The organism is Rhodococcus cercidiphylli, from assembly GCF_033042225.1.
GTDB lineage: Bacteria > Actinomycetota > Actinomycetes > Mycobacteriales > Mycobacteriaceae > Rhodococcoides.
This window is the reverse complement of record NZ_JAWLKE010000007.1, coordinates 1-25,471: the sequence shown is the minus strand read 5'-3', so window position 1 is coordinate 25,471 and position 25,471 is coordinate 1. Positions and strand designations below refer to the sequence as shown.

Below are 25,471 nucleotides of genomic sequence, written 5' to 3'. Positions count from 1 at the left end.
TCCCTGAAGCTCGACCCTCGCGGATACATCCACCATCGAGATGACCCCGATCGGGCGTCGTCGATTTTTCGTTCACCGCTACTACCGACCGACGCAAGTTCCATCGGTCGTCCGTCGGATGAAGAGTCACGGACTGCTCGATTGCGTGAACCGTCGAGCGCCGCTCGGTAGCGGCGCCGAATCCGACAAGACCCACTGGAGTCAGATTCGATCCTTCCCTGAGTCGGACCACGTTCGACTCGATCGCACGTGCTCGTCGATAGTTCGAGGCATCCATGATCGCCTGCAATGTTTCACGTGAAACTGCACCGACTCCAGACCGTGTCGATCCGGCACTCAGATCTCGGAACCTAGGGGGTCTCTGGAGATCGTTCTACCCCGACCCTATGGATAGAACGACAGTCCTCGAATCCAGAACTCACACTGGCGTATCGGCAACAAATTCACCCACTTCGGATGCCGCCTGTTTCACGTGAAACAAACGCGACCGACGCGAGCAACAGGCAAGAAAGACACCATCGACTTTGCCGTCACAGTGACGAAAGCGCAGTGCATGACTGATCTCGAGAATCCGGCGAGAAAATCGATCGCACCCGCGCCGACGTCCGCCGTCGTTGAGCAAATTACATCGATGACATTCGACCGAAGGATCTACTACATCCGGATACGACGATGGCCCCCACGGAAGTGGGGGCCATCGACTGGGGACGCTCTGTTACGCCTTGACGACGACTACTCGTCGAGCCGGCTCGACGCCGGTGCTTTCGCTCGCGACGCCGTCGATCTTGGCGACCGCGTCGTGCACGATCTTTCGCTCGAACGGAGTCATCGGGGTCAGCTCCTCGCGCTCACCGGATTCGAGGACACGACGCGCAGCTTCGGCACCGAGGTTGCCGAGTTCGGTCCGCCGATTCGCACGCCAGCCCGCGACGTCGAGCATCAGCTTGCTGCGCTCACCCGTCGACTGCTGGACCGCGAGGCGAGTCAGCTCCTGCAGTGCATCGAGAACCTCACCCTTGCGGCCCACGAGCTTGGCGAGATCGTCGCCACCGTCGATGCTGACGATGGCGCGGTCACCTTCCACATCCAGATCGATGTCGCCGTCGAAGTCCAGGACGTCGAGGAGTTGCTCGAGGTAATCGCCGGCGATCTCGCCTTCCTCGACAAGGTAGTCCTCGTCGTCCTCGTCGTCGTCATCCGAGTCGTCGTCGGTCTTGTTCTCGACGACGCCCGAGTCCTCGGACTTCTCCACCACGGGAGTCTCGTCTGCCTCCACGTCGACTGCACTCACCTGATCGGCCTCGACCACCACGTCACTTGCTCCATCCCCGGATACCGCCCCGGCTGTCTGCACTTCGTCGTTCTGAGCTTCTTCTACGTCCGCTGTCATGTTCGTCCTTCTCTCGACGCGTCGGTCAGCGCCGCTTGCGCTTGGTCGACTTGTTCCGGTTCGCCTGCGGTCTCGGTTTGGCCGGCGATGCGGCACCGGTCGTCGAACCAGCGATACCCTCACCGGTCTCGGCCGTCGCCGAATCACTCGTCGGCGTCATCTTCGAGAGCTTCGGGCGAGCGCCGGGCTTCGGCTTGGTGGTCGACACAGGCTTCACGCCGGGCTTCGGCGCATTCTCGGAACGCTTCTCCACTGCAGCAGCGGCCTTGGCAGCTTCTTCCTTGTCGATCTTGCCGAACACCAGGTGCTGCTGCGCGTAGGTCCAGGTGTTGTTGCTGACCCAGTACAGCAGGATGGCGATGGGAAGCAGGGCACCGAACACCAGCACACCGAGCGGGAACACGTACAGGGCGAGCTTGTTCATGATGGCGGACTGCGGGTTCGCTGCCGCAGCGGCGCTCTGACGGGCCACGGACGCGCGCGAGTTCATGTGCGTCATGATCGCCGCGATAATCATCAGAGGAACGGACACCGCGACAATGACCCAGGTGGACGGAATGGTTGCGCCCGGTCCCACGGCGAATGCGTTGAGCTGGTCCTGCGGCATCGTGATCCACGCCGAGATCGGAGCACCGAACAGACGAGCGTCCAAGAAGGACTGCACGTCCGACACGTTGAACGCGTAGTTGGACAGCTCGCGGTTCTCCTCGGGAGTCAATCCGAGCTGGCCGAAGCCGGTACCGGTGCGGTTGAACGAGCGCAGCACGTGGAACAGGCCGATGAACACCGGCGCCTGCGCCAGCACCGGCAGGCAGCCCATCAGCGGATTGAAGCCGTGCTCCTTCTGGAGCTTCTGCATCTCGACGGCCATCTTCTGCTTGTCTTTGCCGTACTTCTTCTGCAGAGCCTTGATCTGCGGCTGTAGCTCCTGCATCTGCCGAGTGGTGCGGACCTGCTTGACGAAGGGCTTGTACAGAATCAGGCGGAGGGTGAAGACCAGGAAGACGACGGACAGTGCCCAGGCGAACCCATTGCTGGGATCCTGGAACACAAAGCCGAACACCTTGTGCCACACCCAGAGAATCCAGGCAACCGGGTAGTAAATGAAGTCGAGCACGGCTCTATGTACTCCTCTGTTCTTCCACTCGCGCGAGATCGTGGTGTTCTTCGGTTTCGGTCAGCTCGGTGACGGTCGCGCGCCACCTACCGGGTTCGGGCACCGGGTCCCACCCTCCAGAGTGCCAGGGAGCACATTTGAGGAGGCGGACGACTGCCAGCAACGAGCCCTTCGTCATTCCGTGCACCTGGAGCGCCTCGATGGCGTACTCACTACAGGTGGGGGAGAAGCGACAGGTGGGAGGCCTCATCGGGGACACGTACGTCCGGTACAACCCGATGAAGTAGACGAGTGTTCGAGCAGGAATGGAACGAAGGTTGCCCATGAATGTCATGACGGCGGACCCTTCGGAGCTTCGAGAAGACCGAGCTTCTTCAATCCTGAACGCAGTTGAATCAGTAGATCTGTCGAGGACGCGCTCGCGGCTCCGGGCAGTGCGCGGATCACCACGTCGGTGGTCTCGGGGAGTTCACCGATGACGTCGGTACAGATATGCCGAAGCCGGCGCGCAACTCGATGACGAGTTACGGCCGGCCCGACTGCCTTGCTGACGATCAATCCGAATCGTGGACCACGAACAGTCGATGCGATGTCCTGTTCGTCACGCACGACGGCGTGAACCACAAGATCCGATCTACCCATTCGGCGTCCTCGACGCACCGCTACGGAGAAATCACGTGCTCGGTGTAGTCGATTCGGCTCAGGAAGCATCCCGAGCTCCAAGCTTCGGACGAACAGATATCAGGCTGTGAGTTCTTTACGGCCCTTGCCGCGACGTGCGGAAACGATTGCACGACCCGCACGGGTACGCATACGAAGACGGAAGCCATGAACGCGCGCGCGGCGGCGATTGTTCGGCTGGAACGTCCGCTTGCCCTTGGCCACGGTCAACACTCCTCGAGATTGAAAAGACGCCGTTCGTCGGCGCCTGCTGGAAAGGTACTCAGCGAGTCCGGATGGACTTGCTTGCCTCCCGAGCGAGAAATCCGAGTGAAGACAGACTGTAAGCAGCCAGCAAGCATCGGCCACCTCGCTATTGGGTGACTGTTCGAGAGTACTGATCGAGTCACCGCCGGTCAAACTCGCTCTCGAGCGGACAGTGTCGTCGTTCATGCACAGGCAGCGTCGGTTTCCGGCCGCAGACGGTGTGATGTACGTCGAAATCGCCACCGGACGGCCGCTCGCTCCGACGCACGTCGTCCGATCGCACTACAGACAGTCGGCATCGGTGCAGGTCAGACTGGCGTAATTGCCATAGCACGAGCCGGAACGCGTTCTGGGGTCACATCGGTGTCGTTTATCCACACCTGTGGATAATTGTGTGGAAACACAGTTCAGGTGGCATATTCGTACCTTGCGGGGTCCATCCACGGACCCTGGTCTCGGCCGCAGCGACGCACGAACGACGACGCTATCCGACGACGTTGCCGCGCGGGTACGAAACGGCGCGCGGATTCCTGCGTCGAACACCGCCCGAGACCAATGCTCGACGACGGAGGGCCCAACGTGAACGACGATCCGGATGCGCTCGCGCGCATCTGGCCCGAGGTGGTCGCGGAGCTCACATCCGACCGACACAGTGGGTCTCCGCTGACCAAAGGCCAGAAGGCCTGGCTCGCTCTGGTCAAACCGCTGACCTTGACGCAGGGGTTCGCGCTGCTCGCAGTGCCGTCGACTTTCGCGCAGGAAGCGATCGAACGAGATCTTCGCGAACCCATCCTCGGCGCCCTCGGCCGTCATCTGGGACAGGGTGTCGAGGGACTCGGCGTGCGTATCTCCGCTCCCGAGGACGAGAAGATCGACTCCGAGCGATCGACGTATCCCGATGCCGCCAGCTCTCCGACGTACCGGCGCCGCGTCCTGACCAGCAGAGACGACGAGCCGTCGGACTCCGAGACGGCCGACTACGAAGAGGTCGACGACGAACGCGAGGCTCTCGCCAGCGTCCAGAACTCGTGGCCGACGTACTTCACGAAGCCTCCCGACTCGACGCCTCCGTCCTCGGGTGCCAACAGCCTCAACTCGAAGTACACCTTCGACACCTTCGTCATCGGCGCCTCCAATCGGTTCGCCCACGCAGCTGCGGTGGCGATCGCCGAAGCACCTGCTCGCGCGTACAACCCGCTGTTCGTGTGGGGGGCGTCGGGTCTGGGCAAGACTCACCTCCTGCACGCGGCCGGGCACTACGCGCAGCGCCTGTTCCCAGGCATGCGCGTCAAGTACGTCTCCACCGAGGAATTCACCAACGACTTCATCAACAGTCTTCGTGACGACCGCAAAGTGGCGTTCAAGCGTCGCTACCGGGAGACCGACGTGCTGCTGGTCGACGACATCCAGTTCATCGAGGGCAAGGAAGGCATCCAGGAGGAGTTCTTCCACACCTTCAACACCCTGCACAACGCGAACAAACAGATCGTTGTGTCCTCCGACCGCCCACCCAAGCAGTTGGCCACCCTCGAGGAGCGGCTTCGTACCCGCTTCGAGTGGGGCCTGATCACCGATGTGCAGCCACCCGAGCTCGAGACGCGGATCGCCATTCTGAGCAAGAAGGCTCGGATGGACCGGCTCGATGTGCCACACGACGTGCTCGAGCTCATCGCCAGCCGAATCGAACGCAACATTCGTGAGCTCGAAGGCGCACTCATTCGAGTGACGGCGTTCGCATCGCTGAACGGACAAGCACTCGACCTCACTCTCGCCGAGGTGGTTCTCCGCGATCTCATCCCCGACTCGTCGAGTCTCGAGATCAATGCGGCGACGATCATGGCTGTGACAGCCGAGTACTTCAACACCTCCATCGAGGACCTGTGCGGGCCGGGCAAGGCCCGAGCACTGGCCATGGCCAGGCAGATCGCGATGTATCTCTGCCGCGAGCTCACCGATCTGTCGTTGCCCAAGATCGGGCAGACGTTCGGTCGGGATCACACGACGGTGATGTACGCGGACAAGAAGATTCGCAAAGAGATGACCGAGCGTCGCAAGGTGTACGACCAGGTGCAGGAGCTCACTGCGCGGATCAAGCAGCGCTCCAAGCGGTAGCCACCGAAGACGGACGGACTCCGAGAAGACGGCACCGAATCCCATCGAGGGTTCGGTGCCGTTGCTGTTTCCGGTCGTTCGTCGGACCGATTCTCGACGCGGATTCGGCGAGTTTTCGAGCCGTCGACCATTGATTCACACCTGTGGATAACCATGTGGACAACATCGAAGTTCTGGGGATGGAATGTGGGCGCCTGTGCACCGATGTGATTCGTCCACAGGCAGCCACGCGTCAACCGCGTATTGGTCCCGAGTTCATCCCCACGACACCACGCTCGGCCACCAGCGGATCGAACGGTCCGTGCACAGATTCCACAGGACCTATTAATACTTCTGTTTTCTCCTTGAAAGAACTTCTTTGAAAACAGGTGTTGGGGAACGATCCGTTCACAGGCCCTCCGAGAACCCCCGAATCCCACGTTCGACGCGAACCTCGCGCTTTCGTCTTCGCTCCGGAGGGCATACGGTGTGCTTGCGCTGGATGTGCCACACTCGTCGTTGCAGCGGTTCGAGCCGCAACCATCGTGGTTGCACCGCTCCGGCCGTAACGCCGAACACCACCGAACGAGAGGAAATGCCGAGCGATGGAGCTTGGAAGTTTGAAGTTTCGCGTTGCTCGTGAAGATTTTTCCGATTCCGTCGCGTGGGTAGCCCGTAGCCTGCCGTCTCGGCCGCCCGTTCCCGTTCTCGGTGGAGTTCTTCTCGCTGCCGACGAGCAGGGTCTGACGGTTTCCGGATTCGACTACGAGGTCTCCGCTCAGGTCAAGGTGTCGGCCGAGGTTGCCACTGCAGGTCGAGTTCTGGTGTCGGGCAAGCTACTTGCCGATATCACGAAGTCGTTGCCGAACAAGCCGGTCGACGTCACGGTCGACGGAACCCGCGTTCTGGTCAACTGCGGAAGCGCCAAGTTCTCACTGCCCACGATGCCGGTGGAGGACTACCCACAGCTCCCCGAGTTGCCCGGCAACACCGGCTCGCTGGCCGGTGATGTCTTCTCCGAGGCAATCGCCCAGGTCGCCATCGCTGCGGGCAAGGACGACACGCTTCCGATGCTCACCGGTATCCGCGTGGAGATCGACGGCACCAACGTCGTTCTCGCGGCCACCGACCGTTTCCGGTTGGCGGTTCGTGAGGTGGAGTGGGCTCCCGCCGGTGCCGACACCACCACCGCGGTGCTCATCCCTGCCAAGACTTTGTCCGAGTCGGCGAAGACTCTGGGCGGCAACTCCGGCTCACCGGTGGAACTGGCCCTCGGTTCCGGCTCGTCCATCGGTAGCGACGGTTTGCTGGGCATCGTCAGCGACGGGCGCCGCACCACGACCAGGTTGCTCGACGCAGAGTTCCCGAAGTTCCGTCAGTTGCTGCCCGCCGAACACACTGCGGTGGCGACCCTCGACATCGCCTCGCTGGTCGAGGCCATCAAGCGTGTCGCTCTCGTTGCCGAGCGCGGCGCGCAGGTACGCCTGGAATTCAACTCAGACGGCGTGCTGCTGTCCGCAGGTGGCGACGACGCCGGCCGCGCCGAGGAAGCTTTGCCTGCCGACTTCCAGGGCGAGGCACTCACCATCGCCTTCAACCCGGGATACCTCATCGACGGGTTGTCCTCGCTGCACAGCGAGAAGGTCACCTTCGGATTCACTACGCCGAGCCGGCCCGCAGTGCTGCGGCCGACCTCCGACGAGGAACTCGTGCCCGACGACGCAGGCAAGTTCGCGGCGCCGAAGTCCGAATACACGTATCTGCTGATGCCCGTCAGGCTGCCGGGCTGATCCTGCCTCGTTACTGTTGAATCCGCGGGAATTTTCGCACCTGACACAGACAAGGACGCGTCATCATGCAGCTCGGCTTGGTCGGTCTCGGAAAAATGGGTTTCAACATGCGCGAGAGATTGCGCGAGCACGGTCACGAGGTGATCGGCTACGACCCCCGACCCGAGGTGACCGATACCCCGTCACTGGCCGGGCTGGCGCAATCGTTGACGGCGCCCCGGGTGGTGTGGGTGATGGTCCCGTCCGGTCAGATCACCCGAGACACCGTCAACGGCCTTGCGGATGTGCTCGAACCAGGCGATCTGGTGATCGACGGCGGCAATTCACGCTTCACCGATGACAAGCCCAACGCAGAATTGTTGGACGCCAAGGGAATCGGTTACATCGACGCCGGAGTATCCGGCGGCGTCTGGGGTCTGAAGAACGGCTACGGCCTGATGGTCGGCGGCCAGGACGAGCATGTCGCCAGAGCGATGCCGATCTTCGACGCGTTGCGTCCCGAGGGCGAGCGCGCGGACGGTTTCGTGCATGCCGGCCCGGTCGGTGCCGGTCACTACTCGAAAATGGTGCACAACGGTATCGAATACGGGTTGATGCAGGCCTATGCCGAGGGGTACGAGATCCTCGAAGCCGAAGAGCTCGTGCAGGATGTGCAGGGCGTGCTGCGGGCTTGGAGCAAGGGCACGGTCGTGCGGTCGTGGCTGCTCGATCTGCTGGTCGAAGCTCTCGGTCAGGATCCGGAGTTCAGTGAGATCTCCGGGTACACGGAGGACTCCGGTGAGGGTCGCTGGACCGTCGAGGAAGCCATCCGTCATGCCGTCCCTGCGCCGGTGATCTCCGCGGCACTGTTCGCCAGATTTGCTTCGCGGCAAGAGGATTCGCCTGCCATGAAGGCTGTCTCTGCCCTGCGGAACCAGTTCGGCGGGCATGCGGTCAAGAAGGCCGACGCCGACGAGACCCTGCGCGCCCCGGCGCCGAAGAACACCGAGTAAGTGTTCGTCCGGTCTCTGCAGCTACACGACTTCCGATCCTGGGACGACCTGACGGTCGACCTCGGACCGGGCTCGACCGTGTTCGTAGGGCCCAATGGACACGGCAAGACCAATCTGCTCGAGTCGCTCAACTATCTGTCGACGTTGTCCTCCCATCGTGTGTCCTCGGACGGTCCCATGATCCGGGCAGGTGCAGCCAAAGCATTCGTGGGTAGTGCTGTGGTCAATCACGGTCGCGAATTGATCATCGACGTCGAACTGCTCGAAGGCCGGGCCAACAAGGCTCGGATGAACAGGTCGCCGCTGCGTCGCCCACGCGAGATCCTGGGCGTGTTGCAGAGTGTGTTGTTCGCTCCCGAGGATCTGTCGCTCGTCCGCGGTGACCCCGGTGAGCGCCGACGCTATCTCGACGAGCTGCTCACCAGTCGTATTCCTCGAATGGCCACTGTCCGTGCCGATTACGACAAAGTACTGCGGCAGCGATCGGCTCTGCTCAAGACCGCGAGTGGATCGTTGCGCCGCGGTTCGTCGTCGGGTGACGGCGCCAGCGCTCTTGCCACCCTCGACGTCTGGGACGGGCATCTCGCGGCGCACGGTGCTCGATTGCTCGCTGCCAGAATATCTTTGGTGCACGAGCTGATGCCTTTCGTACAGCAGGCCTACAGTTCGATCGCGCCGGAATCGCGGTTGGCCGCAGTCGCCTATCGCTGCAGTCTGGCCGATGCGCTCCCACCGGAATTCTCCGATGCCGATCGCGCACCCGAACCCGATGACACCGAGGTGCTGGAAGCTGCGTTCCTGCATCAACTTTCGGTGATGAGACAGCGCGAGATCGAACGCGGGGTGTGTCTGGTGGGACCGCACCGCGACGACTTGGAATTGATGCTCGGTGATCAACCGACGAAAGGCTTTGCCAGCCATGGTGAGTCGTGGTCGTACGCACTGTCGTTGCGGCTCGGGTCGTTCGCGTTGCTGCGGGAAGACGGTACCGACCCGGTTCTGATGCTCGACGACGTGTTCGCCGAGCTCGACCGCAAGAGGCGCGCGGCGTTGGCGACGGTGGCCGCCGGTGCAGAGCAGGTGCTCATCACCGCGGCGGTACCGGAGGACGTACCTCCCGAACTCGATGCTCGGCGGTACGGGGTCGAAGCGACGCAGAATTCGGATTCCGGTGCAGCAGGGCGTATCTCGCGTATCTCGGACCTGTCGGCCGATACCGGCACCGCAGCTTCGGAAGGTGAGGTTCGATGACCGACGACGATGCAGCGCCCACGGGCAACGGTGAGGTACCGGAACTGAAAGGTGTCGATCTGGCGCGTCGAGCACTCGAGGACGCCCGAGCCGCAGCCAAGGCCAGTGGCAAATCGGTGGGGCAGGGACGGTCGTCTCCCACCGGCGGGGTTCGAGCACTGCGGGGGCGTCGTCGACGTGGTTGGTCGGGAGCCGGGCCGGACGACCGTGATCCGCAGGCGTTCGGGGCGTTGGCGAACTCGATCGCGTCCAAGCGGGGGTGGTCGGCCAAGGTGTCCGAGGGCGCGGTGTTGGGCCGGTGGCCCAGCGTGGTCGGCGAGGACATCTCGGCTCATGCGGAGCCCACCGGTCTCAAGGACGGTGTGTTGAGCATTTCGGCGGAGTCCACGGCGTGGGCGACGCAGTTGAGGCTGATGCAGTCGCAGATTCTGGCGAAGATCGCGGCCGCCGTGGGTCACGGCGTTGTGACGTCTCTGCGCATCACCGGTCCGACGACGCAGAGCTGGAGAAAAGGTGAGCGTCACGTGCGCGGGCGGGGCCCGCGGGACACGTACGGATAGTGAGACGTCCCAACGTAGGCTTCTCGAAGCGCCTGGTCCAGGTGATCCTCAACAGATGTTGGGGCCAGTGTTGCTGTGACATGGTCGATGTGCGTAGCGTGATTCGCGACACTCAGCGGTCGGGGGATCGATGAAGATGTTCTACGCGGCCATCGGACGAGGAGAAGTTGTGTCTGCACCAACGAAGAAGGCATCGACGGCGGCCGTCGATGTCGACGGGACCCCCGAAGACCGAGTCGTTCTCCATGCCCGGAATGTCGAGTTCGACTGGAAGTCCCTGCCGTTGCACTACATGGACGGCAATCCGCTCGCGACGCACCTGATCAACGTGATGCACCTGCTCCTGCCCGAGGGTGAGGAATGGTTCGTGCGCACCTTCAAGGAAGCGTTGCCGCTGATCCACGACGATCAGCTGCGCGACGACGTGATCGGGTTCATCGGTCAGGAAGCCATGCACGCGCAAGCGCACACCGATATCCACGATCAGCTTCGGGCACACGGCATCGATGTCGACCCGTACGTCGATCAGATGAAATTCCTGTTCGGCCGTGCTCTCGGCAACAGGTCCGGTCACGGTCAGAACAGTCTGGTCGAACGTCTCGCCCTCATCGCTGCCGCAGAACACCTGACCGCTTTCCTGGGCGATTGGGTGCTCAATGCCTCGGAGTTGGACGAGGCCGACGTCGATCCGATCATGCTGGATCTGCTGCGGTGGCACGGAGCCGAGGAGGTCGAGCATCGGTCGGTGGCCTACGAGGTGATGCGGTACTTCGACGTCCGCCCGGCCCGCCGTATTCGTACCTACGTCGTCATCGCGCCCACCCTGGTGTGGTTCTGGACCCGCGGTGTTCGCTTTCTGATGAGCCAGGACCCGACGCTGGCGCACCTGCCACCCAAGCAGCGCACACCGTCGTTCCGAGAATTTCGTCGAGTTGCCCATGCCGGCCTGTTCCCGACCCCGATGTCGATGGTGAAGGCGTCGTTGCGTTACTTCAAGCGCACCTACCACCCTTCCCAGGAAGGTTCGACGGCGCAGGCAGTGCAGTATCTGGCCACCTCACCGGCAGCTCGGTCCGCCGATCGATGACCAAACGCACGTTGCGGAGCAAGCTCGGCGCAATGGCACAGATGGTGGACTCGTTCCGGGCGGGACGCACCATTCCGAAGAATCTGTACGGCCGCGACGAGCCCGATCAGACCGTGTCTCTGGTGACCGATGCGCTCGACAAATGGTTCGCTCTGCTGGACGGTGACGACTACGACGCGTCGTTCGCTGCGCCGCCCGTGGCTCGGACCCGGTTGTTGACGTTGGTCTCGCGCACGGTGTTGTGCGTCGACGAGCAGGTGGTCCAACTGACCTTCTCGGCCGCCGACGGTGAGGTGCTGCCCGCGTGGGCACCGGGAATGCATCTGGACTTCTATCTCCCGTCCGGACGCCGTCGGCAGTACTCGTTGTGTGGGCAGCCGAATGCCGACTCGTACTCCATCGCGGTGCGCTTGGTGCCCGACGGCGGCGGCGGATCGCGTGAGATGCACGATCTGCAGGTCGGCACCGAGGTCGCAATTCGCGGGCCGCGCAACGGTTTTCCGTTCGTACAGTCCGAGCACGCGGTGTTCGTGGCCGGAGGAATCGGCATCACAGCCATCATCTCGATGGTGCGTCGCGCTCGAGAGACGGGGATGGACTGGCACCTCGTCTACTGCGGCCGGTCACGTGAATCGATGCCGTTCCTCGACGAGATCGCCGGCTGGGACGCCGACCGCGTGACGGTGCGGACCGACGATGTGGACGGGATGCCGTCGAGCATGGATCTGCTCGGTGCCGCGGCGCCCGGCGGTTCGGTCTACGTGTGCGGACCCCCGCCCATGATCGATCTGGTTCGGGCGTCGTTCGACTCGTTGCCCGCAACGCATCTGCACTTCGAGCGTTTCTCACCGCCGCCGGTGAAGAACGGTGCCGAGTTCGAGGTGCAGCTCGTCGATTCCGGACAGATCATCGCAGTGGCTCCGGACGAGACTGCGTTGCATGCCATTCGGCGTCTGAGGCCCGATGTGGCGTACTCCTGCCAGCAGGGGTTCTGCGGGACGTGTCGCGTTCGAGTACTCAGCGGAACACCGCAGCATCGGGAGAACCGGCTCACCGCCGAGGAGCAGGAACACGAGATGTTGATCTGCGTGTCCCGTTCCGAGGGTGAACGGATCGTGCTCGATCTCTAGCCGAGCCGCTGCATTTACCCTTCATCTTTGTCGCCCGGCACCCTGAAAATGCGCCTGTGAAGCAATCAGAGGCCTTTTAGGGGTGTCATCGTGCCCATGCTGTCGCAGGCAACCAGTACTATGGACCGGTACGACATCAAGCCCGGAACAACGCATGGACCCGGGCGCGGCCGGAATCGACTGCGCTCGCCCCTGCGGTAGCACCCTGTCGGGGTGTGAGCGGGGTAGTGGACGCGTAGAAGGAGAACCAGCTAACCGTGGCTGCCCAGAAGTCAGGTAACAACGAGAACAGCAAGGATTACGGCGCTTCGTCCATCACGGTCCTCGAGGGCCTGGAGGCGGTTCGTAAAAGGCCCGGTATGTACATCGGTTCCACCGGTGAACGAGGCCTGCATCACCTGATCTGGGAGGTCGTCGACAACTCCGTCGACGAGGCCATGGCCGGCTACGCCTCCACCGTCGGCGTCACCATTCACGTGGACGGCAGCGTCGAGGTCACCGACGACGGTCGAGGAATTCCCGTCGCCATGCACTCCTCCGGCGTCCCCACCGTCGAGGTCGTCATGACTCAGCTGCATGCCGGCGGCAAGTTCGACTCCGATTCGTACGCGGTGTCCGGCGGACTGCACGGTGTCGGCATCTCCGTGGTCAATGCTCTCTCGACCAAGGTGGAACTGCAGATCGCGCGTGACGGTCACCGCTACACCCAGACCTACGACTACGCCAAGCCCGGACCGCTCGAAACCGTCGGGAACACCGACGAGACCGGCACCACCGTCCGCTTCTGGGCCGACGGCAAGATCTTCGAGACTCTCGACTACAGCTTCGAGACCGTGCACCGCCGCCTGCAGGAGATGGCGTTCCTGAACAAGGGACTGACCATCAACTTCACCGACGAGCGAGTGGCCGCGACCGACGCCACCGAGGAGGAATTGGGCGAGACCGCCGAGGCTCCCAAGACCGCCGAGGAAGAGCAGGCCGATGCGGCGAACGCGAAGCCGGCCAAGGTCCGCAAGCGGACGTACCACTACCCCGACGGCTTGGTCGACTTCGTCAAGCACATCAACCGCACCAAGACCGCGATCCACAACTCGGTCGTGGGCTTCACCGGCAAGGGTGAAGGCCACGAGGTCGAGATCGCGATGCAGTGGAACGCCGGTTACTCCGAGTCGGTGCACACCTTCGCCAACACCATCAACACGCACGAGGGTGGTACCCACGAAGAGGGCTTCCGCACCGCGTTGACCTCGACGGTGAACAAGTACGCCCTCGAGAAGAAGCTGGTCAAGGAAAAAGACATCAAGCTGACCGGCGACGACATTCGCGAGGGCCTCGCCGCGGTCATTTCGGTCCGAGTCGGTGAGCCGCAGTTCGAGGGTCAGACCAAGACCAAGCTGGGCAACACCGAGATCCGATCGTTCGTCCTCAAGGCCTGCAACGAGCACCTCTCGCACTGGTTCGAGTCGAACCCGGCCGACGCCAAGACGATCATCAACAAGGCGGTCTCCTCTGCTCAGGCCCGGATGGCTGCGCGAAAGGCCCGAGAGATGGTGCGCCGCAAGAGCGCAACCGATATCGGTGGCCTACCCGGCAAGCTCGCCGACTGCCGATCCAACGACCCGAGCAAGTCCGAGATCTACATCGTGGAGGGCGACTCCGCAGGCGGCTCGGCCAAATCCGGACGCGACTCGATGTTCCAGGCGATCCTGCCGCTGCGCGGAAAGATCATCAACGTCGAGAAGGCTCGCATCGACCGCGTCCTGAAGAACAACGAGGTCCAGGCGATCATCACCGCCTTCGGAACCGGCATCCACGACGAGTTCGACATCACCAAGCTGCGTTATCACAAGATCGTGCTGATGGCCGACGCCGACGTCGACGGTCAGCACATCTCGACGCTGCTGATGACTCTGCTGTTCCGGTTCATGCGTCCGTTGATCGAGAACGGTCACGTCTACCTCGCCATGCCGCCGCTGTACAAGCTCAAGTGGAGCCGCGGTGAACCCGACTTCGCCTACTCCGATCGTGAACGCGACGGACTGCTCGAGGCCGGCATCGCCAACAAGCGCAAGATCAACGTCGAGGACGGCGTCCAGCGCTACAAGGGCCTCGGCGAGATGAACGCCAAGGAGCTGTGGGAAACCACGATGGACCCGGCTGTGCGAGTGCTGCGTCTGGTCACCCTCGACGACGCGGCCGCGGCAGACGAACTGTTCAGCGTCCTGATGGGCGAGGACGTCTCCGCACGCCGAAGCTTCATTGCCCGCAACGCGAAAGATGTTCGCTTTCTTGACGTTTAGTCACTTCCCTTCACGCATCGATGAGGTTTCTCGGTGCGTGGAGGTGACCGTTTCTCGAGGAGATTTGCATGTCTGACATCACCGAACCGCCGGTAGGACCCCCGCCGGGTTCGACCACCAACGCCGAGGGCGGAGACCGGATCGATCCGGTCGACATCCAGCAGGAAATGCAGCGCAGTTACATCGATTACGCCATGAGCGTCATCGTCGGTCGTGCTCTGCCCGAGGTGCGTGACGGCCTGAAGCCGGTGCACCGTCGCGTCCTGTACGCGATGTACGACTCGGGCTTCCGGCCTGACCGCAGCTACGTCAAATCCGCACGCCCCGTTGCCGAAACGATGGGTAACTACCATCCCCACGGCGACACCTCGATCTACGACGCACTGGTGCGTCTGGCTCAGCCGTGGTCGATGCGGTACCCACTGGTCGACGGCCAGGGCAACTTCGGTTCGCGTGGCAACGACGGTGCCGCAGCCATGCGATACACCGAAGCCCGGTTGACCCCGCTGGCGATGGAGATGCTGCGCGACATCGACGAGGAAACCGTCGACTTCATCCCCAACTACGACGGCAAAACCCAAGAGCCGACGGTACTTCCGTCGCGGGTGCCGAACCTGTTGATGAACGGCTCCAACGGCATTGCCGTCGGTATGGCCACCAACATCCCGCCGCACAATCTGCGTGAACTGGGCGATGCGGTGTTCTGGGCCCTGGACAACTTCGAGGCGGACGAGGAAGCAACCCTCGCCGCGTGCATGGAACGCGTCAAGGGCCCTGACTTCCCCACCCACGGACTCATCGTCGGCGGCCAGGGTATCCAGGACGCGTACTCGACCGGTCGCGGTTCGATCCGGATGCGCGGCGTCGTCGAGATCGAAGAAGACTCCAACGGTCGCACCACGATCGTCATCACCGAGCTGCCCTACCAGGTCAACCCGGACAACCTGATCACCTCGATCGCCGAGCAGGTACGGGACGGGAAGATGTCCGGTATCTCCAAGATCGACGACGAGTCGTCCGACCGAGTCGGTATGCGCATCGTCGTCACGATCAAGCGCGACGCGGTCGCGAAGGTCGTGCTCAACAACCTCTACAAGCACTCGCAGCTGCAGACGAGCTTCGGCGCGAACATGCTCTCCATCGTCGACGGCGTACCGCGCACGCTTCGCCTCGATCAGATGATTCGCTTCTACGTCACCCACCAACTCGACGTGATCGTTCGGCGTACCCGGTACCGGCTGCGCAGAGCGGAGGAGCGGGCTCACATTCTGCGTGGCCTGGTCAAGGCTCTCGACGCACTCGACGAGGTCATCGCGCTCATTCGTGCGTCGCAGACGGTGGATCTCGCCAAGCAGGGCTTGATCGACCTGCTCGACATCGACGAGATCCAAGCTCAGGCGATCCTCGACATGCAGCTGCGGCGCCTCGCAGCCCTCGAGCGTCAGAAGATCATCGACGAGTTGGCAGAACTCGAACGCACCATCGCAGACCTGCAGGACATTCTGGCCAAGCCGGAGCGTCAGCGACAGATCGTGCGGGACGAGCTCGCCGAGATCGTCGAGAAGTTCGGCGACGACCGTCGCACGCGCATCATCGCCGCCGACGGGGACGTCAACGACGAGGATCTGATCGCGCGGGAGAACGTGGTCGTCACGATCACCGAGACCGGATACGCCAAGCGCACCAGAACCGACCTCTACCGCTCGCAGAAGCGCGGCGGCAAGGGAGTGATGGGAGCGGGCCTCAAGCAGGACGACATCGTCAGCAAGTTCTTCGTCTGCTCGACGCACGACTGGATCCTGTTCTTCACCACCAAGGGTCGCGTCTACCGGGCCAAGGCCTACGAGCTGCCCGAGGCGAACCGAACCGCCCGTGGTCAGCACGTCGCCAACTTGCTCGCCTTTCAGCCGGACGAACGCATCGCCCAGGTCATCCAGATCAAGACCTACGAGGATGCCCCCTACCTGGTGCTCGCCACCAAGGGTGGTCTCGTCAAGAAGTCGCGTCTGACGGATTTCGATTCCAACCGCAGCGGCGGCATCGTCGCGGTCAACCTGCGCGGCGACGACGAGTTGGTCGGCGCGGTTCTCGCATCCTCGGACGACGATCTGCTGCTGGTCTCGGCGCAGGGTCAGTCCATCCGGTTCTCGGCCACCGACGAAGTGCTGCGCCCGATGGGTCGCGCCACCTCGGGTGTGCAGGGCATGCGATTCAACGGCGAGGACGCGTTGCTCTCGCTCAACGTCGTCAGCGAGAACAAGTTCTTGCTGGTCGCGACGTCGGGTGGCTATTCCAAGCGCACCGCGATGGAGGATTACCCGCAGCAGGGCCGGGGCGGAAAGGGAGTGCTGACAATCCAGTACGACCCGAAGCGTGGCACGCTGGTGGGAGCTCTCATCGTCGACGACGAGGACGAGCTGTATGCCATCACGTCCAGTGGTGGTGTGATCCGGACCGCTGCCAAGCAGGTTCGGAAGGCCGGCCGACAGACCAAGGGCGTGCGGTTGATGAATCTCGGTGAAGGCGACACCCTGCTCGCGATTGCGCGCAACGCCGACGAGATCGAACCGGATTCTCTGGGCACAGAAGACGATGCAGCGAAGGAGTCGTAAGTGAGCACTCCCAACCGGCCTGGTAGCAGGCCCGGCCCCAGCGGTGGACCGGACAGCCGGGAGGCCGAGCAGCCCGCGCGTCCCGCGCCGCCCGAGGGAGCTCGCCCGGGCAGCCGCCCGCAGCCGGCCAATCGTCCCGCGCCCGCCGCGGGCCGTGGCCCGGCGCCGCAGGGGGGTGCTCGTCCTCCGATCAGACCAGCACCCGGAAATCCGAACGGTCCGGCACGCCCGGCTCAGGGACCCCCGCCCCCGCAGCGACCGCCTGCACCTCAGGGACCGCCGGGGGCCGCCACGCAGCGTCCGCCTGCACCCCAGCAGGGACAGGCTCCTGCCGGTCAGTCCCAGCCGCCGCAGGCTCCCGGCCGTCAGCCAGGTCCGGGTCAGCAGGCTCCCGGACGGCCCGTCGGTCCGCCGCCGAACGGCCAACCGCCGCAGCGGCAGGCGCCGGCCGGTCAAGCTCCTCGGCAGGCAGAACCGCAGCCGTCGGGACAGCAGCCCTCGGCCTCGCCCAACGAGACCGTCCGCACACCGCAGGTATCCGCCGACTCGGCTGCCACCGGTGACGGATCTCGTGCATCCGAGCCCGCTCGGGGTCAGGATCAGGCAGGTCCCGCAGCAACTCAGGCGATGCCGGCTCAACAGAACGACGATCCGCAGGCCGGCCCCGGAACCTCGCCGTGGCAGCGCGGAGCAGCGCAGCGGCCCGCACCGCAGGGAACGGACCGGCAGCAGCCGCAGAATCAGCCGCAGACCAATCTGTCCGGACGCGGAGCGGCACTGCCACCGAACGGTGAGTTCGACCGGAATGCACGTACGGCCGCCGAGCCCACTCAGCGTGAGTCGACGGAGGACAAGACCGAACGGCGAGAAGCTGCCCGGTCGAAGGCTGCGGTCATCGACGGACCGACACGGCACATCGAACGCAAGGATCTGGCGAAGGACATGCCGGACCTGTCTGCCGTCCGGCACCCGGAGCCGTCCCAGTCCGAGCGCGCAGCACCGGCAGCCATCACGGCCGTGGCCAGTGCGGACGGCGACCCCCTGCGGGCGACCATCCAGATCCGCAAGATCGATCCCTGGTCGACGCTCAAGATCGCCCTCGTGATCGCAGTGTCACTGTTCTTCGTGTGGATGGTGTCCGTCGGCTTGCTGTACGCCGTGCTCGACGGCATGGGCGTCTGGGAACGTCTCAACAGTGCGTTCACCGAGATCGTCAACGAATCCGGCGGCGGAGGACTCGTCAGTGCCGGGCAGGTGTTCGGCTACGCAGCGGTGATCGGTGTGATCAATGTCGTACTCTTCACTGCTCTCACCACCATCGGCGCCTTCATCTACAACCTGTCGTCGGACCTGGTCGGTGGCGTCGAAGTGACACTGGCAGACCGCGACTGACCTGCACCATCGAGAGCCGTATCGGGCCGTTTTGGAAGACAGCGGCCCGATACGGTAACCTCATCCCTCGGTTCGAGGAGAGCTTTTCTTCGGCCCGAAGTAGTGATGAGGGCCTATAGCTCAGGCGGTTAGAGCGCTTCCCTGATAAGGAAGAGGTCGGAGGTTCAAGTCCTCCTAGGCCCACACCGAACGAACGAAAAGAGGCAGGACATGAAAATCCTTCTTCTTGTCGCATCGGCGGTGATCGCAGTGCTGACAGTATCGAAGGTGCGCTCGCAGCGCAGCTCGGATGGCGTCTGGCACAGCATCCCCACCGCGTGACAATCGCTCGGAGTGGACGTGTAGAGTTCGTCCACGATTACCGGCAACACCCGGGGCCTTAGCTCAGTTGGTAGAGCGCTGCCTTTGCAAGGCAGATGTCAGGAGTTCGAATCTCCTAGGCTCCACAAAGAAAAGGACGTCCACTTCGGTGGGCGTCCTTTTTCGTCTCTCCAGCCGACCCCCCAAGTCCACTCGATGTGACATTGACCCCCGAAAAGTCCACTGGATGTCACATTGAGTGCCATCGAGCCGCGAGATTCCCCGGCCACTCAGGTTGACCGGTTGTGATTGGACCCAAGGCGATCTGTGTTTCGGCGCCCACATGTCCAGACAGTCGTCGGTTCGGTGTCGTATCGATGGTTCGGTCCTTAGCGTGGTCGCTGTGCAAGGACGTCGGTTCTCGGATCGACGTGAATGGTCGCGACGGCGCACCGCAGGGGGGTGTGCCGTCGTTCGATCTCGGCGGGCGGTGTTCGCCACTGTCTCGAATCGATCGGCGATTCGGGAATCTCGAATCTCGAAGGAGTCCCGCAGATGACGCGCGTTCTCGATCATGAAGAGCTGTTGAGGGAACTCGACGGCACGTTGGAAGCCAATTTGAATCGTCATCTGTCGATGGCGAAGGAATGGCATCCGCATGATTACGTTCCGTGGGATCTGGGTCGCAATTTCGCGGCGATGGGTGGACAGGACTGGTCGCTCGAGCAGTCGTCGCTGTCGGAACTGGCGCGCACGGCGATGATCACCAATTTGCTCACCGAGGACAATTTGCCGTCGTATCACCGGGGGCTGGCAGACAATTTTTCGTTGGACGGTGCCTGGGGGACGTGGGTGGGGCGCTGGACTGCGGAGGAGAATCGTCACGGCATCGTCATGCGCGATTATCTGGTGGTGACTCGTGCGGTGGATCCCGTCGAGTTGGAGCGGGCTCGAATGCACCACATGACGGTTGGTGTCGATGCGCCGATGGACGGTGCCAATTTCCTGCATTCGGTGGCGTATGTGACGTTCCAGGAGTTGGCGACACGGGTGTCGCATCGAAACACGGGACTGGCGTGCGGGGATCCGGTGGCGGATCGAATGTTGGCTCGTGTCGCTGCCGACGAGAACCTGCACATGATCTTCTATCGGAACCTCGGTGAGGCGTCGCTGGATCTGGTGCCCGATCAGATGGTCCGCGCCATCACCGATGTCGCGACCGACTTTCAGATGCCCGGCCTGAACATGCCCAATTTCCGCAAGAACGCGATGACCTTGGCCAAGCACGGGATCTACGATCTCCGGCAGCATCTGGACGAGGTGTTGATGCCTGTCCTGCGCAAGTGGAAGATCTTCGAGCGCAACGATTTCACGGGCGAGGGCGAGCGGGATCGTGATCGTCTCGCAGCGTTCGTCGAGGACTTGGCCGAGAAGGCAACCAAGTTCGAGGAGTCACGTGATCGACTACTTGCCAGGGAGGCAGCGCGCGCCGAGAAGGCGTCCTGACCTGCTGCGCTTTCGCTGGCCAGAGTCGTGATCGGGTCTCGGAGGTGTTAGAGTCCGGGCATCGTTGGGTCATGTGAGGCGATGGCCGTAGTGCGTGGGGAGGGCCGATGGTGCCTGGGGGGTATCGGGTGAGTGGTGGTGTTCTCTTCGGTGAACGCTGCCTCCGGTCGGCCGAATCATGGTCCTGCACGGTGGGAATCGACCGGTGAGCAGGCCTAGGTTCGACGAGTCCGGCCGCATGCTTGCTGTATTCGCTGCGGTCACGACGGTTCTCTACGCTGCCAGCGCGATTGCGTCGTGGTCGAATCTGACCGGTGCCCAGCAGGTTCTGGCCGCGTTGGCTCTGTTGCTGGGTCCGATGGCGATCGTGGTGTTGGCAAGGGCGGGTGTGCCGAGCCCGAAACAGGCGGTGGGGTTCGCGACTGCGTTGTCGGTGATGGCACTCGCCTGTGCGTTGGGCAGTAGCGACACCATGCCTGCGTTCTTGATCTGCGTGCAGGCGGCCATGTTCCTCGGTATGCACATAGGCGCGTTCTGGTCAGAACGTAGCGCAGGCATTTGGGTTGCCGTGCTTGCTGTTTCGGCGGTCATCGGAGCGGCGATCGCGCCGTACGGAACTCCGTTCATCAGTTACATCCTCGTCGCGCTCGGCATCGTCGGCGCGACGGAGGTCTTCGGTGTCTTCGCGCGTCGGATGCGGTATTCCGCGACGCACGACGCGTTGACCGGTCTGCTCAACAGGTTCGGGTTCGAGTCCAAGATCGAGAAGATGTTGCCCGCGTGTGCTGCTCGCGGATTGTCGGTCAGCCTGGCAGTGCTCGATCTGGACAATTTCAAGGAGATCAACGACGAGTACGGCCACATTGCCGGTGACGTCCTGCTCACTCGCGTCTCGAAGGCCTGGAAGGGTCAGCTGACCAAACGGGACGTTCTGGGTCGGCTCGGTGGAGACGAGTTCGTGCTGTTCATGCCTGGGGTTCTCGAGAAGGAGGCCTGGCAGATCATCGAGCGTCTGCGTCGGGCTCACCGCGCGGAGTGGAGCGTCGGATTGGCCTGCATGCCCGCGGGTCGCCGATGGGGCGAGATCTATCGGGCAGCCGACGCCGATCTGTACCGGGCAAAGCGAAGCAGGCCGCCGAGGACCAGTCGGCCGTCCGATCCCGACGCCGGTTACAGCGGCCCCATTCGCAGAATTGCGCAGTAGCGCTCACTCGACGCATCGTTGATCCCCAGATTTGATCCACAGGCTGGGGATAGATTTTCCGACGCGGTGCTTTTTTCGCGTTGACTCGTCGGAAACGACGATGCTGCGGGGGATACGCAATGGTCACTCTGAACGAATTCAGATCTTGGGACAGCCGCGTGCTGGTAGCGGCGTCCGACAGCCTGATGCACCGGTGGCGGGAGGTTGCCGCCGTGCACGACTCGGTTACCGACGACATCGTGGGAGACGGGTGGGCCGGTCCCGCGGCCGAGGCTGCGCGGGAGGCGATGAGACGTATCCGGTCGGATCTGGCAGACGCCGCAGCCGAGTTGCTTCGGATAGCGACATGCACCGCGGATGCCTCGATCGACATGGCCGGCCTGGTCGCTGCGCTCCGCTCGGTGGAGCGGACGGCGGCGGACGAGCGATTCGCGGTCGCATCCGACGGCTCGGTGTTCGACCTTGCAGCGTCGTATTCGGTTGCACTGGTTGACTTGTGGTCGACGATGCGCGAGCGACGGCGGTGCCGTGAGGAGCTCGCCGAACGAATCGCACAGCTGATTCGTACGGCCACGGATTTCGACGCCGTCCTTGCCCGACGCCTCGTCGGGGGAACCTCCGCAGCCTCCGTTGCGACGGCAGTTGCGGCCTGGGTGCCGCGCGACGGCACACCGGCGGCCAATGCTGCATTTTGGAGCGCACTCTCGACTGCGGCACGCACCAGATTGCTGGTCGAACAGCCGGCGCTGATCGGCAATCTCGACGGCCTGCCGGGTCGGGTGCGTGACAGCGCAAATCGGCGGGTGTTGGCCGCAGAGCGTATCCGCCTTCGCGCCGTCGAGGTAGAGCTACAGAAAGAGTTGTCCGACAACGTATTCGGCGGCATTTTAAGCGACGCCGACGCCGGGCTCGAACAAACGCGCACTCGGTTGGCAGCACTCGATGCGATCGACGCGACGCTGGCGCTGGGGGCTCGGCAGCTCCTGGTCCTCGACAATTCCTCGTACGAAGAGACGATGGCGGCCGTCGCGGTGGGAGATGTCGACACGGCGACCCATATCGCCGTCTTCGTGCCCGGTCTCGGCTCGACCGTGCACGGAAATCTGCTCCGCTACGACGACGACATGGAGAACGTCAAAAACACTGTGCAGCAGCTTGTTTCGCAGGACCCGGCGCAGTCTGCGGCTGCAGTGACCTGGCTGGACTACCAGGCACCACAGCTGGGGTGGAGCTTGCTCGATCCGGACCGGACCGTGGCCTCGGATTCGGCTGCGCAGGCAGGAGCGGATCGGCTGGTCCCGTTCCTGAACGGTCTCGACGCCGCACGGACGAGCGATCCGCATCTGTCGGTGTTGGCCCACTCGTACGGATCGCTCACCGCGGCAACTGCACTTCGAGACGACACCGGGGTCGACGATTTCGTGGCTCTCGGTTCACCGGGACTCGGCACACACAGCCTCGCCGATCTCCAGCTTCCCGTCGGACACGTCTTCGCGGCGGAGGCCACGGGCGACATCGTCGCCGACCTGGGTGCATTCGGCCGCGATCCAGGGGCGCTGGACGGAGTCACTCTGCTGTCCACGGAGCAAACCGACAGTGCCGGCCGCTCGATCGGGCACAGCGACTATCTCACCGAGAGCTCCGCCAGCGGCCACAACACGGCATTGGTCGTCGCCGACCGCAGCGCAGAGGCCGTGATCAGAACGAGGCCGGGGCTGTTCGACCTACTGCAGGAGGTGCTGTACCTATGACGACGTGTCGTCGTAGTCGGCCAAGCTCGGCGGAACATCGGCGGGCGGCGGCACCTCGTTGCGACGGCGACCGAGGAAGAACACGACACCTCCCGCAACGGCAGCAACGGCGCCGAACACCAGAACTCGCCGGGTCCGACGTGATCCCGAGTCGACCGTGACGAGCTCTCGGGTGCGATTCGCTTGGGCGATTCGCTCCGCGGTCACTGCCCGCCGCTGCGCAGCCTGCTTGCGGGCCAGTCCGTAACCCTGTTTGGCCAGAAGCAGGCCGACTCCGGCCGGGCCCTTGCTCGCGGCGGATGCGGCACCGAGCAGTGCTGACGCTGCGGTACCTCTGGTCGACCGAACCCGGTCGGGCTTCGTTGTGCTCGTCATACCCTCACTGTTCCACAACACGGCCCCGCTGAACCCTCCCGATACACCCGACTCGATGCCCGTTGTGAACTGCCCGATCACCCGAGATGGCACGATGGAGGGCGTGACTTCACCAAACAAGACCCAAACGGCCACGCTGCACACCAACCGCGGCGATATCGTCATCGAACTGTTCGGCAATCACGCCCCCAAGACCGTCGCGAACTTCGTCGGTCTCGCGGACGGATCCAAGGAGTACACGACTCAGAACGCGTCGGGTGCCAAGAGCGGACCGTTCTACGACGGCGCGGTCTTCCACCGCGTCATCGACGGCTTCATGATCCAGGGCGGCGACCCCACCGGCACCGGTGCAGGCGGACCGGGCTACAAGTTCGAGGACGAGTTCCACCCGGAGCTCTCCTTCGATCGCCCGTACCTGCTGGCCATGGCAAATGCCGGCCCCGGCACCAACGGCTCGCAGTTCTTCATCACCACCGGCAAGACCCCGCACCTCAACCGCAAGCACTCCATCTTCGGTGAGGTCACCGACGAGGCGTCGAAGAAGGTCGTCGACGCGATCTCGAGCACGCCGGTCGGCCGCGGAGATCGCCCGGTGGACGAGGTCGTCATCAACAACGTCACCATCGCTTGATCTGACCGAAGGACTTTCGACAAGATGACGAACCCCGGCTGGGGTGGCGCGTACGGCGACCAGCCCAACCCACCCCAGTCGGTGTGCGTCCGACATCCCGATCGCCCCACCGGCCTGGCCTGCTCTCGCTGCGGCAGGCCGGCGTGCCCGCAGTGTCTGCAGGCCGCCGCGGTCGGACAGCACTGTGTCGACTGCGTGCGAGAAGGCAACAAGAACGTCCGCACTGCGCAGACCGTCGCCGGTGCACCCATGGCACGGTCCGCCAAGACTCCGTTGACCTACGCCCTCATAGCCGTCAACGTGATCGTCTATGCCATCACGGTGGCGCAATCCGGCGATCCGATGAACAACACTTCCGGATCCGCGCTCGCCCGCGGTTGGGCTCTCAACAGCCTGCTCGTCTCGAACGGCGACGTGTTCCGGCTGATCGGCAGCGGCTTCGTCCACTACGGGCCGATACACCTGCTCGTGAACATGTTCGCGCTGTACATCATCGGCCGTGACGTCGAACTCGTGCTCGGTCGAACCCGCTACCTGGTCGTCTACTTCCTCTCCTTGCTCGGAGGAAGCGCGTCGGTGATGCTGCTGGAGAACCCACTGACGCTGACTGTCGGCGCGTCCGGTGCAGTCTTCGGTCTACTGGGCGCACAGGCCGTGATCCTGCTGCGGCTCAAGCGAAGCCCAGCACCCATCCTCGTCATCATCGCGGTGAACATCTTCATCAGCATCTCTATCCCCAGCATCTCGCTGTGGGGACACATGGGCGGACTCGTCGCCGGAGCCGCCGCCACCGCCGGTCTGGTGTTCTTGTCCAACCGAACCCGAGACACGGGACAACAACGAACCAGGGCCGGCCTGTCCATGGCATGGCTCTCGGTCATCGCCGTCGCTCTGGTGTCCCTGGGCATCATCGCGATCCGCGTTCTCGACCTGCGCGCCCAGATGGGCCTCTAGCTAGTCCACTCGATGTGACATTGACCCCCCAAAAGTCCACTGAATGATGCTCCTATGTCTGTCAAGGGCTGGGTGTGGGCTTCAGTAGGCCGAATATTTCGCGGGCGATGG

The 25,471-nt window shown here is 63.4% G+C and carries 21 protein-coding genes and 2 tRNA genes; 17 read left to right on the top strand and 6 right to left on the bottom strand.

Translation table 11 applies throughout. From position 1 onward, the window contains the following. Window positions 1–715: 715 nt before the first annotated feature. Genes R3P95_RS18335 through rpmH form a run of 5 tightly spaced genes read right to left on the bottom strand, consistent with a single transcriptional unit; the run spans window position 716 to window position 3,392 of the window. Window positions 716–1,390 (bottom strand): Jag family protein, encoded by a 675-nt coding sequence (locus tag R3P95_RS18335; RefSeq protein ID WP_317532992.1) that lies wholly within the window; start codon window positions 1,388–1,390, stop codon window positions 716–718. 25 nt (window positions 1,391–1,415) lie between these two features. Then, entirely contained in the window at window positions 1,416–2,507 is a 1,092-nt protein-coding gene (yidC, locus tag R3P95_RS18330; protein ID WP_317532991.1) for a membrane protein insertase YidC, read from the bottom strand. A 4-nt stretch (window positions 2,508–2,511) separates the two neighbouring features. Further along, window positions 2,512–2,841, bottom strand: a complete 330-nt coding sequence (gene yidD, locus R3P95_RS18325) for a membrane protein insertion efficiency factor YidD (protein ID WP_068047696.1) — start codon at window positions 2,839–2,841, stop codon at window positions 2,512–2,514. Continuing rightward, window positions 2,838–3,218 carry a ribonuclease P protein component gene (rnpA, locus tag R3P95_RS18320; protein ID WP_149408166.1) on the bottom strand — a complete coding sequence of 127 codons (381 nt, stop codon included), beginning with the start codon at window positions 3,216–3,218 and terminating at the stop codon, window positions 2,838–2,840. Before rnpA ends, yidD begins: the two co-directional genes overlap by 4 nt. Before the next feature lie 30 nt (window positions 3,219–3,248). Beyond that, window positions 3,249–3,392, bottom strand: coding sequence for a 50S ribosomal protein L34 (gene rpmH, locus R3P95_RS18315; protein WP_026347786.1), 144 nt, complete (start codon window positions 3,390–3,392; stop codon window positions 3,249–3,251). A 621-nt stretch (window positions 3,393–4,013) separates the two neighbouring features. On the opposite strand from rpmH, the gene dnaA reads away from it, so the two are divergent. From dnaA to R3P95_RS18240, 15 genes are all read left to right on the top strand, one after another. Continuing rightward, window positions 4,014–5,546 (top strand): chromosomal replication initiator protein DnaA, encoded by a 1,533-nt coding sequence (gene dnaA / locus R3P95_RS18310; protein WP_068047705.1) that lies wholly within the window; start codon window positions 4,014–4,016, stop codon window positions 5,544–5,546. A 584-nt stretch (window positions 5,547–6,130) separates the two neighbouring features. After that, entirely contained in the window at window positions 6,131–7,315 is a 1,185-nt protein-coding gene (dnaN, locus tag R3P95_RS18305) for a DNA polymerase III subunit beta (protein WP_317549090.1), read from the top strand. 65 nt (window positions 7,316–7,380) lie between these two features. Then, on the top strand, window positions 7,381–8,307 hold the full coding sequence (gene gnd, locus R3P95_RS18300) for a phosphogluconate dehydrogenase (NAD(+)-dependent, decarboxylating) (RefSeq protein WP_068047712.1): 927 nt from the start codon (window positions 7,381–7,383) through the stop codon (window positions 8,305–8,307). Beyond that, window positions 8,308–9,558 (top strand): DNA replication/repair protein RecF, encoded by a 1,251-nt coding sequence (gene recF, locus R3P95_RS18295; RefSeq protein ID WP_317549089.1) that lies wholly within the window; start codon window positions 8,308–8,310, stop codon window positions 9,556–9,558. It begins immediately after the preceding gene. Next, window positions 9,555–10,118 carry a DUF721 family protein gene (locus tag R3P95_RS18290; protein ID WP_269596185.1) on the top strand — a complete coding sequence of 188 codons (564 nt, stop codon included), beginning with the start codon at window positions 9,555–9,557 and terminating at the stop codon, window positions 10,116–10,118. The genes recF and R3P95_RS18290 overlap by 4 nt, the downstream gene beginning before the upstream one ends. A gap of 169 nt (window positions 10,119–10,287) precedes the next feature. Further along, window positions 10,288–11,205 (top strand): metal-dependent hydrolase, encoded by a 918-nt coding sequence (locus R3P95_RS18285; protein WP_317549088.1) that lies wholly within the window; start codon window positions 10,288–10,290, stop codon window positions 11,203–11,205. Window positions 11,206–11,237: 32 nt separating this feature from the next. Continuing rightward, window positions 11,238–12,335 carry a PDR/VanB family oxidoreductase gene (locus tag R3P95_RS18280; protein ID WP_394855443.1) on the top strand — a complete coding sequence of 366 codons (1,098 nt, stop codon included), beginning with the start codon at window positions 11,238–11,240 and terminating at the stop codon, window positions 12,333–12,335. A gap of 257 nt (window positions 12,336–12,592) precedes the next feature. Continuing rightward, window positions 12,593–14,635: a DNA topoisomerase (ATP-hydrolyzing) subunit B gene (gyrB, locus tag R3P95_RS18275; protein ID WP_094638409.1), complete on the top strand. Its 2,043-nt coding sequence runs from the start codon at window positions 12,593–12,595 to the stop codon at window positions 14,633–14,635. Between the two features lie 68 nt (window positions 14,636–14,703). Next, on the top strand, window positions 14,704–17,247 hold the full coding sequence (gene gyrA / locus R3P95_RS18270; protein ID WP_068047539.1) for a DNA gyrase subunit A: 2,544 nt from the start codon (window positions 14,704–14,706) through the stop codon (window positions 17,245–17,247). Then, a complete protein-coding gene (locus R3P95_RS18265; RefSeq protein WP_317549086.1) occupies window positions 17,248–18,639 on the top strand; it encodes a DUF3566 domain-containing protein in 1,392 nt (463 codons plus the stop codon). Between the two features lie 109 nt (window positions 18,640–18,748). Then, window positions 18,749–18,822: transfer RNA gene (locus tag R3P95_RS18260), tRNA-Ile, on the top strand. A 190-nt stretch (window positions 18,823–19,012) separates the two neighbouring features. Then, window positions 19,013–19,085, top strand: a tRNA-Ala gene (locus R3P95_RS18255). Window positions 19,086–19,494: 409 nt separating this feature from the next. Next, window positions 19,495–20,445: an acyl-ACP desaturase gene (locus tag R3P95_RS18250; RefSeq protein ID WP_068047542.1), complete on the top strand. Its 951-nt coding sequence runs from the start codon at window positions 19,495–19,497 to the stop codon at window positions 20,443–20,445. A gap of 238 nt (window positions 20,446–20,683) precedes the next feature. Next, the gene (locus R3P95_RS18245) at window positions 20,684–21,649 is read left to right on the top strand and encodes a GGDEF domain-containing protein (protein ID WP_317549085.1); all 966 of its coding nucleotides are present in this window, start codon (window positions 20,684–20,686) and stop codon (window positions 21,647–21,649) included. Window positions 21,650–21,768: 119 nt separating this feature from the next. Continuing rightward, the gene (locus tag R3P95_RS18240; RefSeq protein ID WP_317549084.1) at window positions 21,769–23,400 is read left to right on the top strand and encodes an alpha/beta hydrolase; all 1,632 of its coding nucleotides are present in this window, start codon (window positions 21,769–21,771) and stop codon (window positions 23,398–23,400) included. Here R3P95_RS18240 and R3P95_RS18235 read toward each other — a convergent pair. Next, the gene (locus R3P95_RS18235) at window positions 23,395–23,775 is read right to left on the bottom strand and encodes a hypothetical protein (protein WP_149408195.1); all 381 of its coding nucleotides are present in this window, start codon (window positions 23,773–23,775) and stop codon (window positions 23,395–23,397) included. The genes R3P95_RS18240 and R3P95_RS18235 overlap by 6 nt on opposite strands. A 94-nt stretch (window positions 23,776–23,869) precedes the next feature. Between R3P95_RS18235 and R3P95_RS18230 the strand changes: the two genes are divergently transcribed. Next, window positions 23,870–24,406: a peptidylprolyl isomerase gene (locus tag R3P95_RS18230; protein WP_149408198.1), complete on the top strand. Its 537-nt coding sequence runs from the start codon at window positions 23,870–23,872 to the stop codon at window positions 24,404–24,406. Between the two features lie 24 nt (window positions 24,407–24,430). Continuing rightward, window positions 24,431–25,360 (top strand): rhomboid family intramembrane serine protease, encoded by a 930-nt coding sequence (locus R3P95_RS18225; RefSeq protein WP_317549083.1) that lies wholly within the window; start codon window positions 24,431–24,433, stop codon window positions 25,358–25,360. Window positions 25,361–25,471: the final 111 nt, after the last annotated feature.

Coding starts and splice junctions, on each gene's coding strand:
- R3P95_RS18335 (WP_317532992.1), bottom strand. CDS start 1,390: ATGACAGCGGACGTAGAAGAAGCTCAGAACGACGAAGTGCAGACAGCC.
- yidD (WP_068047696.1), bottom strand. CDS start 2,841: ATGACATTCATGGGCAACCTTCGTTCCATTCCTGCTCGAACACTCGTC.
- rnpA (WP_149408166.1), bottom strand. CDS start 3,218: ATGCTTCCTGAGCCGAATCGACTACACCGAGCACGTGATTTCTCCGTA.
- dnaN (WP_317549090.1), top strand. CDS start 6,131: ATGGAGCTTGGAAGTTTGAAGTTTCGCGTTGCTCGTGAAGATTTTTCC.
- gnd (WP_068047712.1), top strand. CDS start 7,381: ATGCAGCTCGGCTTGGTCGGTCTCGGAAAAATGGGTTTCAACATGCGC.
- R3P95_RS18290 (WP_269596185.1), top strand. CDS start 9,555: ATGACCGACGACGATGCAGCGCCCACGGGCAACGGTGAGGTACCGGAA.
- R3P95_RS18280 (WP_394855443.1), top strand. CDS start 11,238: ATGGCACAGATGGTGGACTCGTTCCGGGCGGGACGCACCATTCCGAAG.
- gyrA (WP_068047539.1), top strand. CDS start 14,704: ATGTCTGACATCACCGAACCGCCGGTAGGACCCCCGCCGGGTTCGACC.
- R3P95_RS18250 (WP_068047542.1), top strand. CDS start 19,495: ATGACGCGCGTTCTCGATCATGAAGAGCTGTTGAGGGAACTCGACGGC.
- R3P95_RS18245 (WP_317549085.1), top strand. CDS start 20,684: ATGCTTGCTGTATTCGCTGCGGTCACGACGGTTCTCTACGCTGCCAGC.
- R3P95_RS18240 (WP_317549084.1), top strand. CDS start 21,769: ATGGTCACTCTGAACGAATTCAGATCTTGGGACAGCCGCGTGCTGGTA.
- R3P95_RS18235 (WP_149408195.1), bottom strand. CDS start 23,775: ATGACGAGCACAACGAAGCCCGACCGGGTTCGGTCGACCAGAGGTACC.
- R3P95_RS18230 (WP_149408198.1), top strand. CDS start 23,870: ATGGAGGGCGTGACTTCACCAAACAAGACCCAAACGGCCACGCTGCAC.
- R3P95_RS18225 (WP_317549083.1), top strand. CDS start 24,431: ATGACGAACCCCGGCTGGGGTGGCGCGTACGGCGACCAGCCCAACCCA.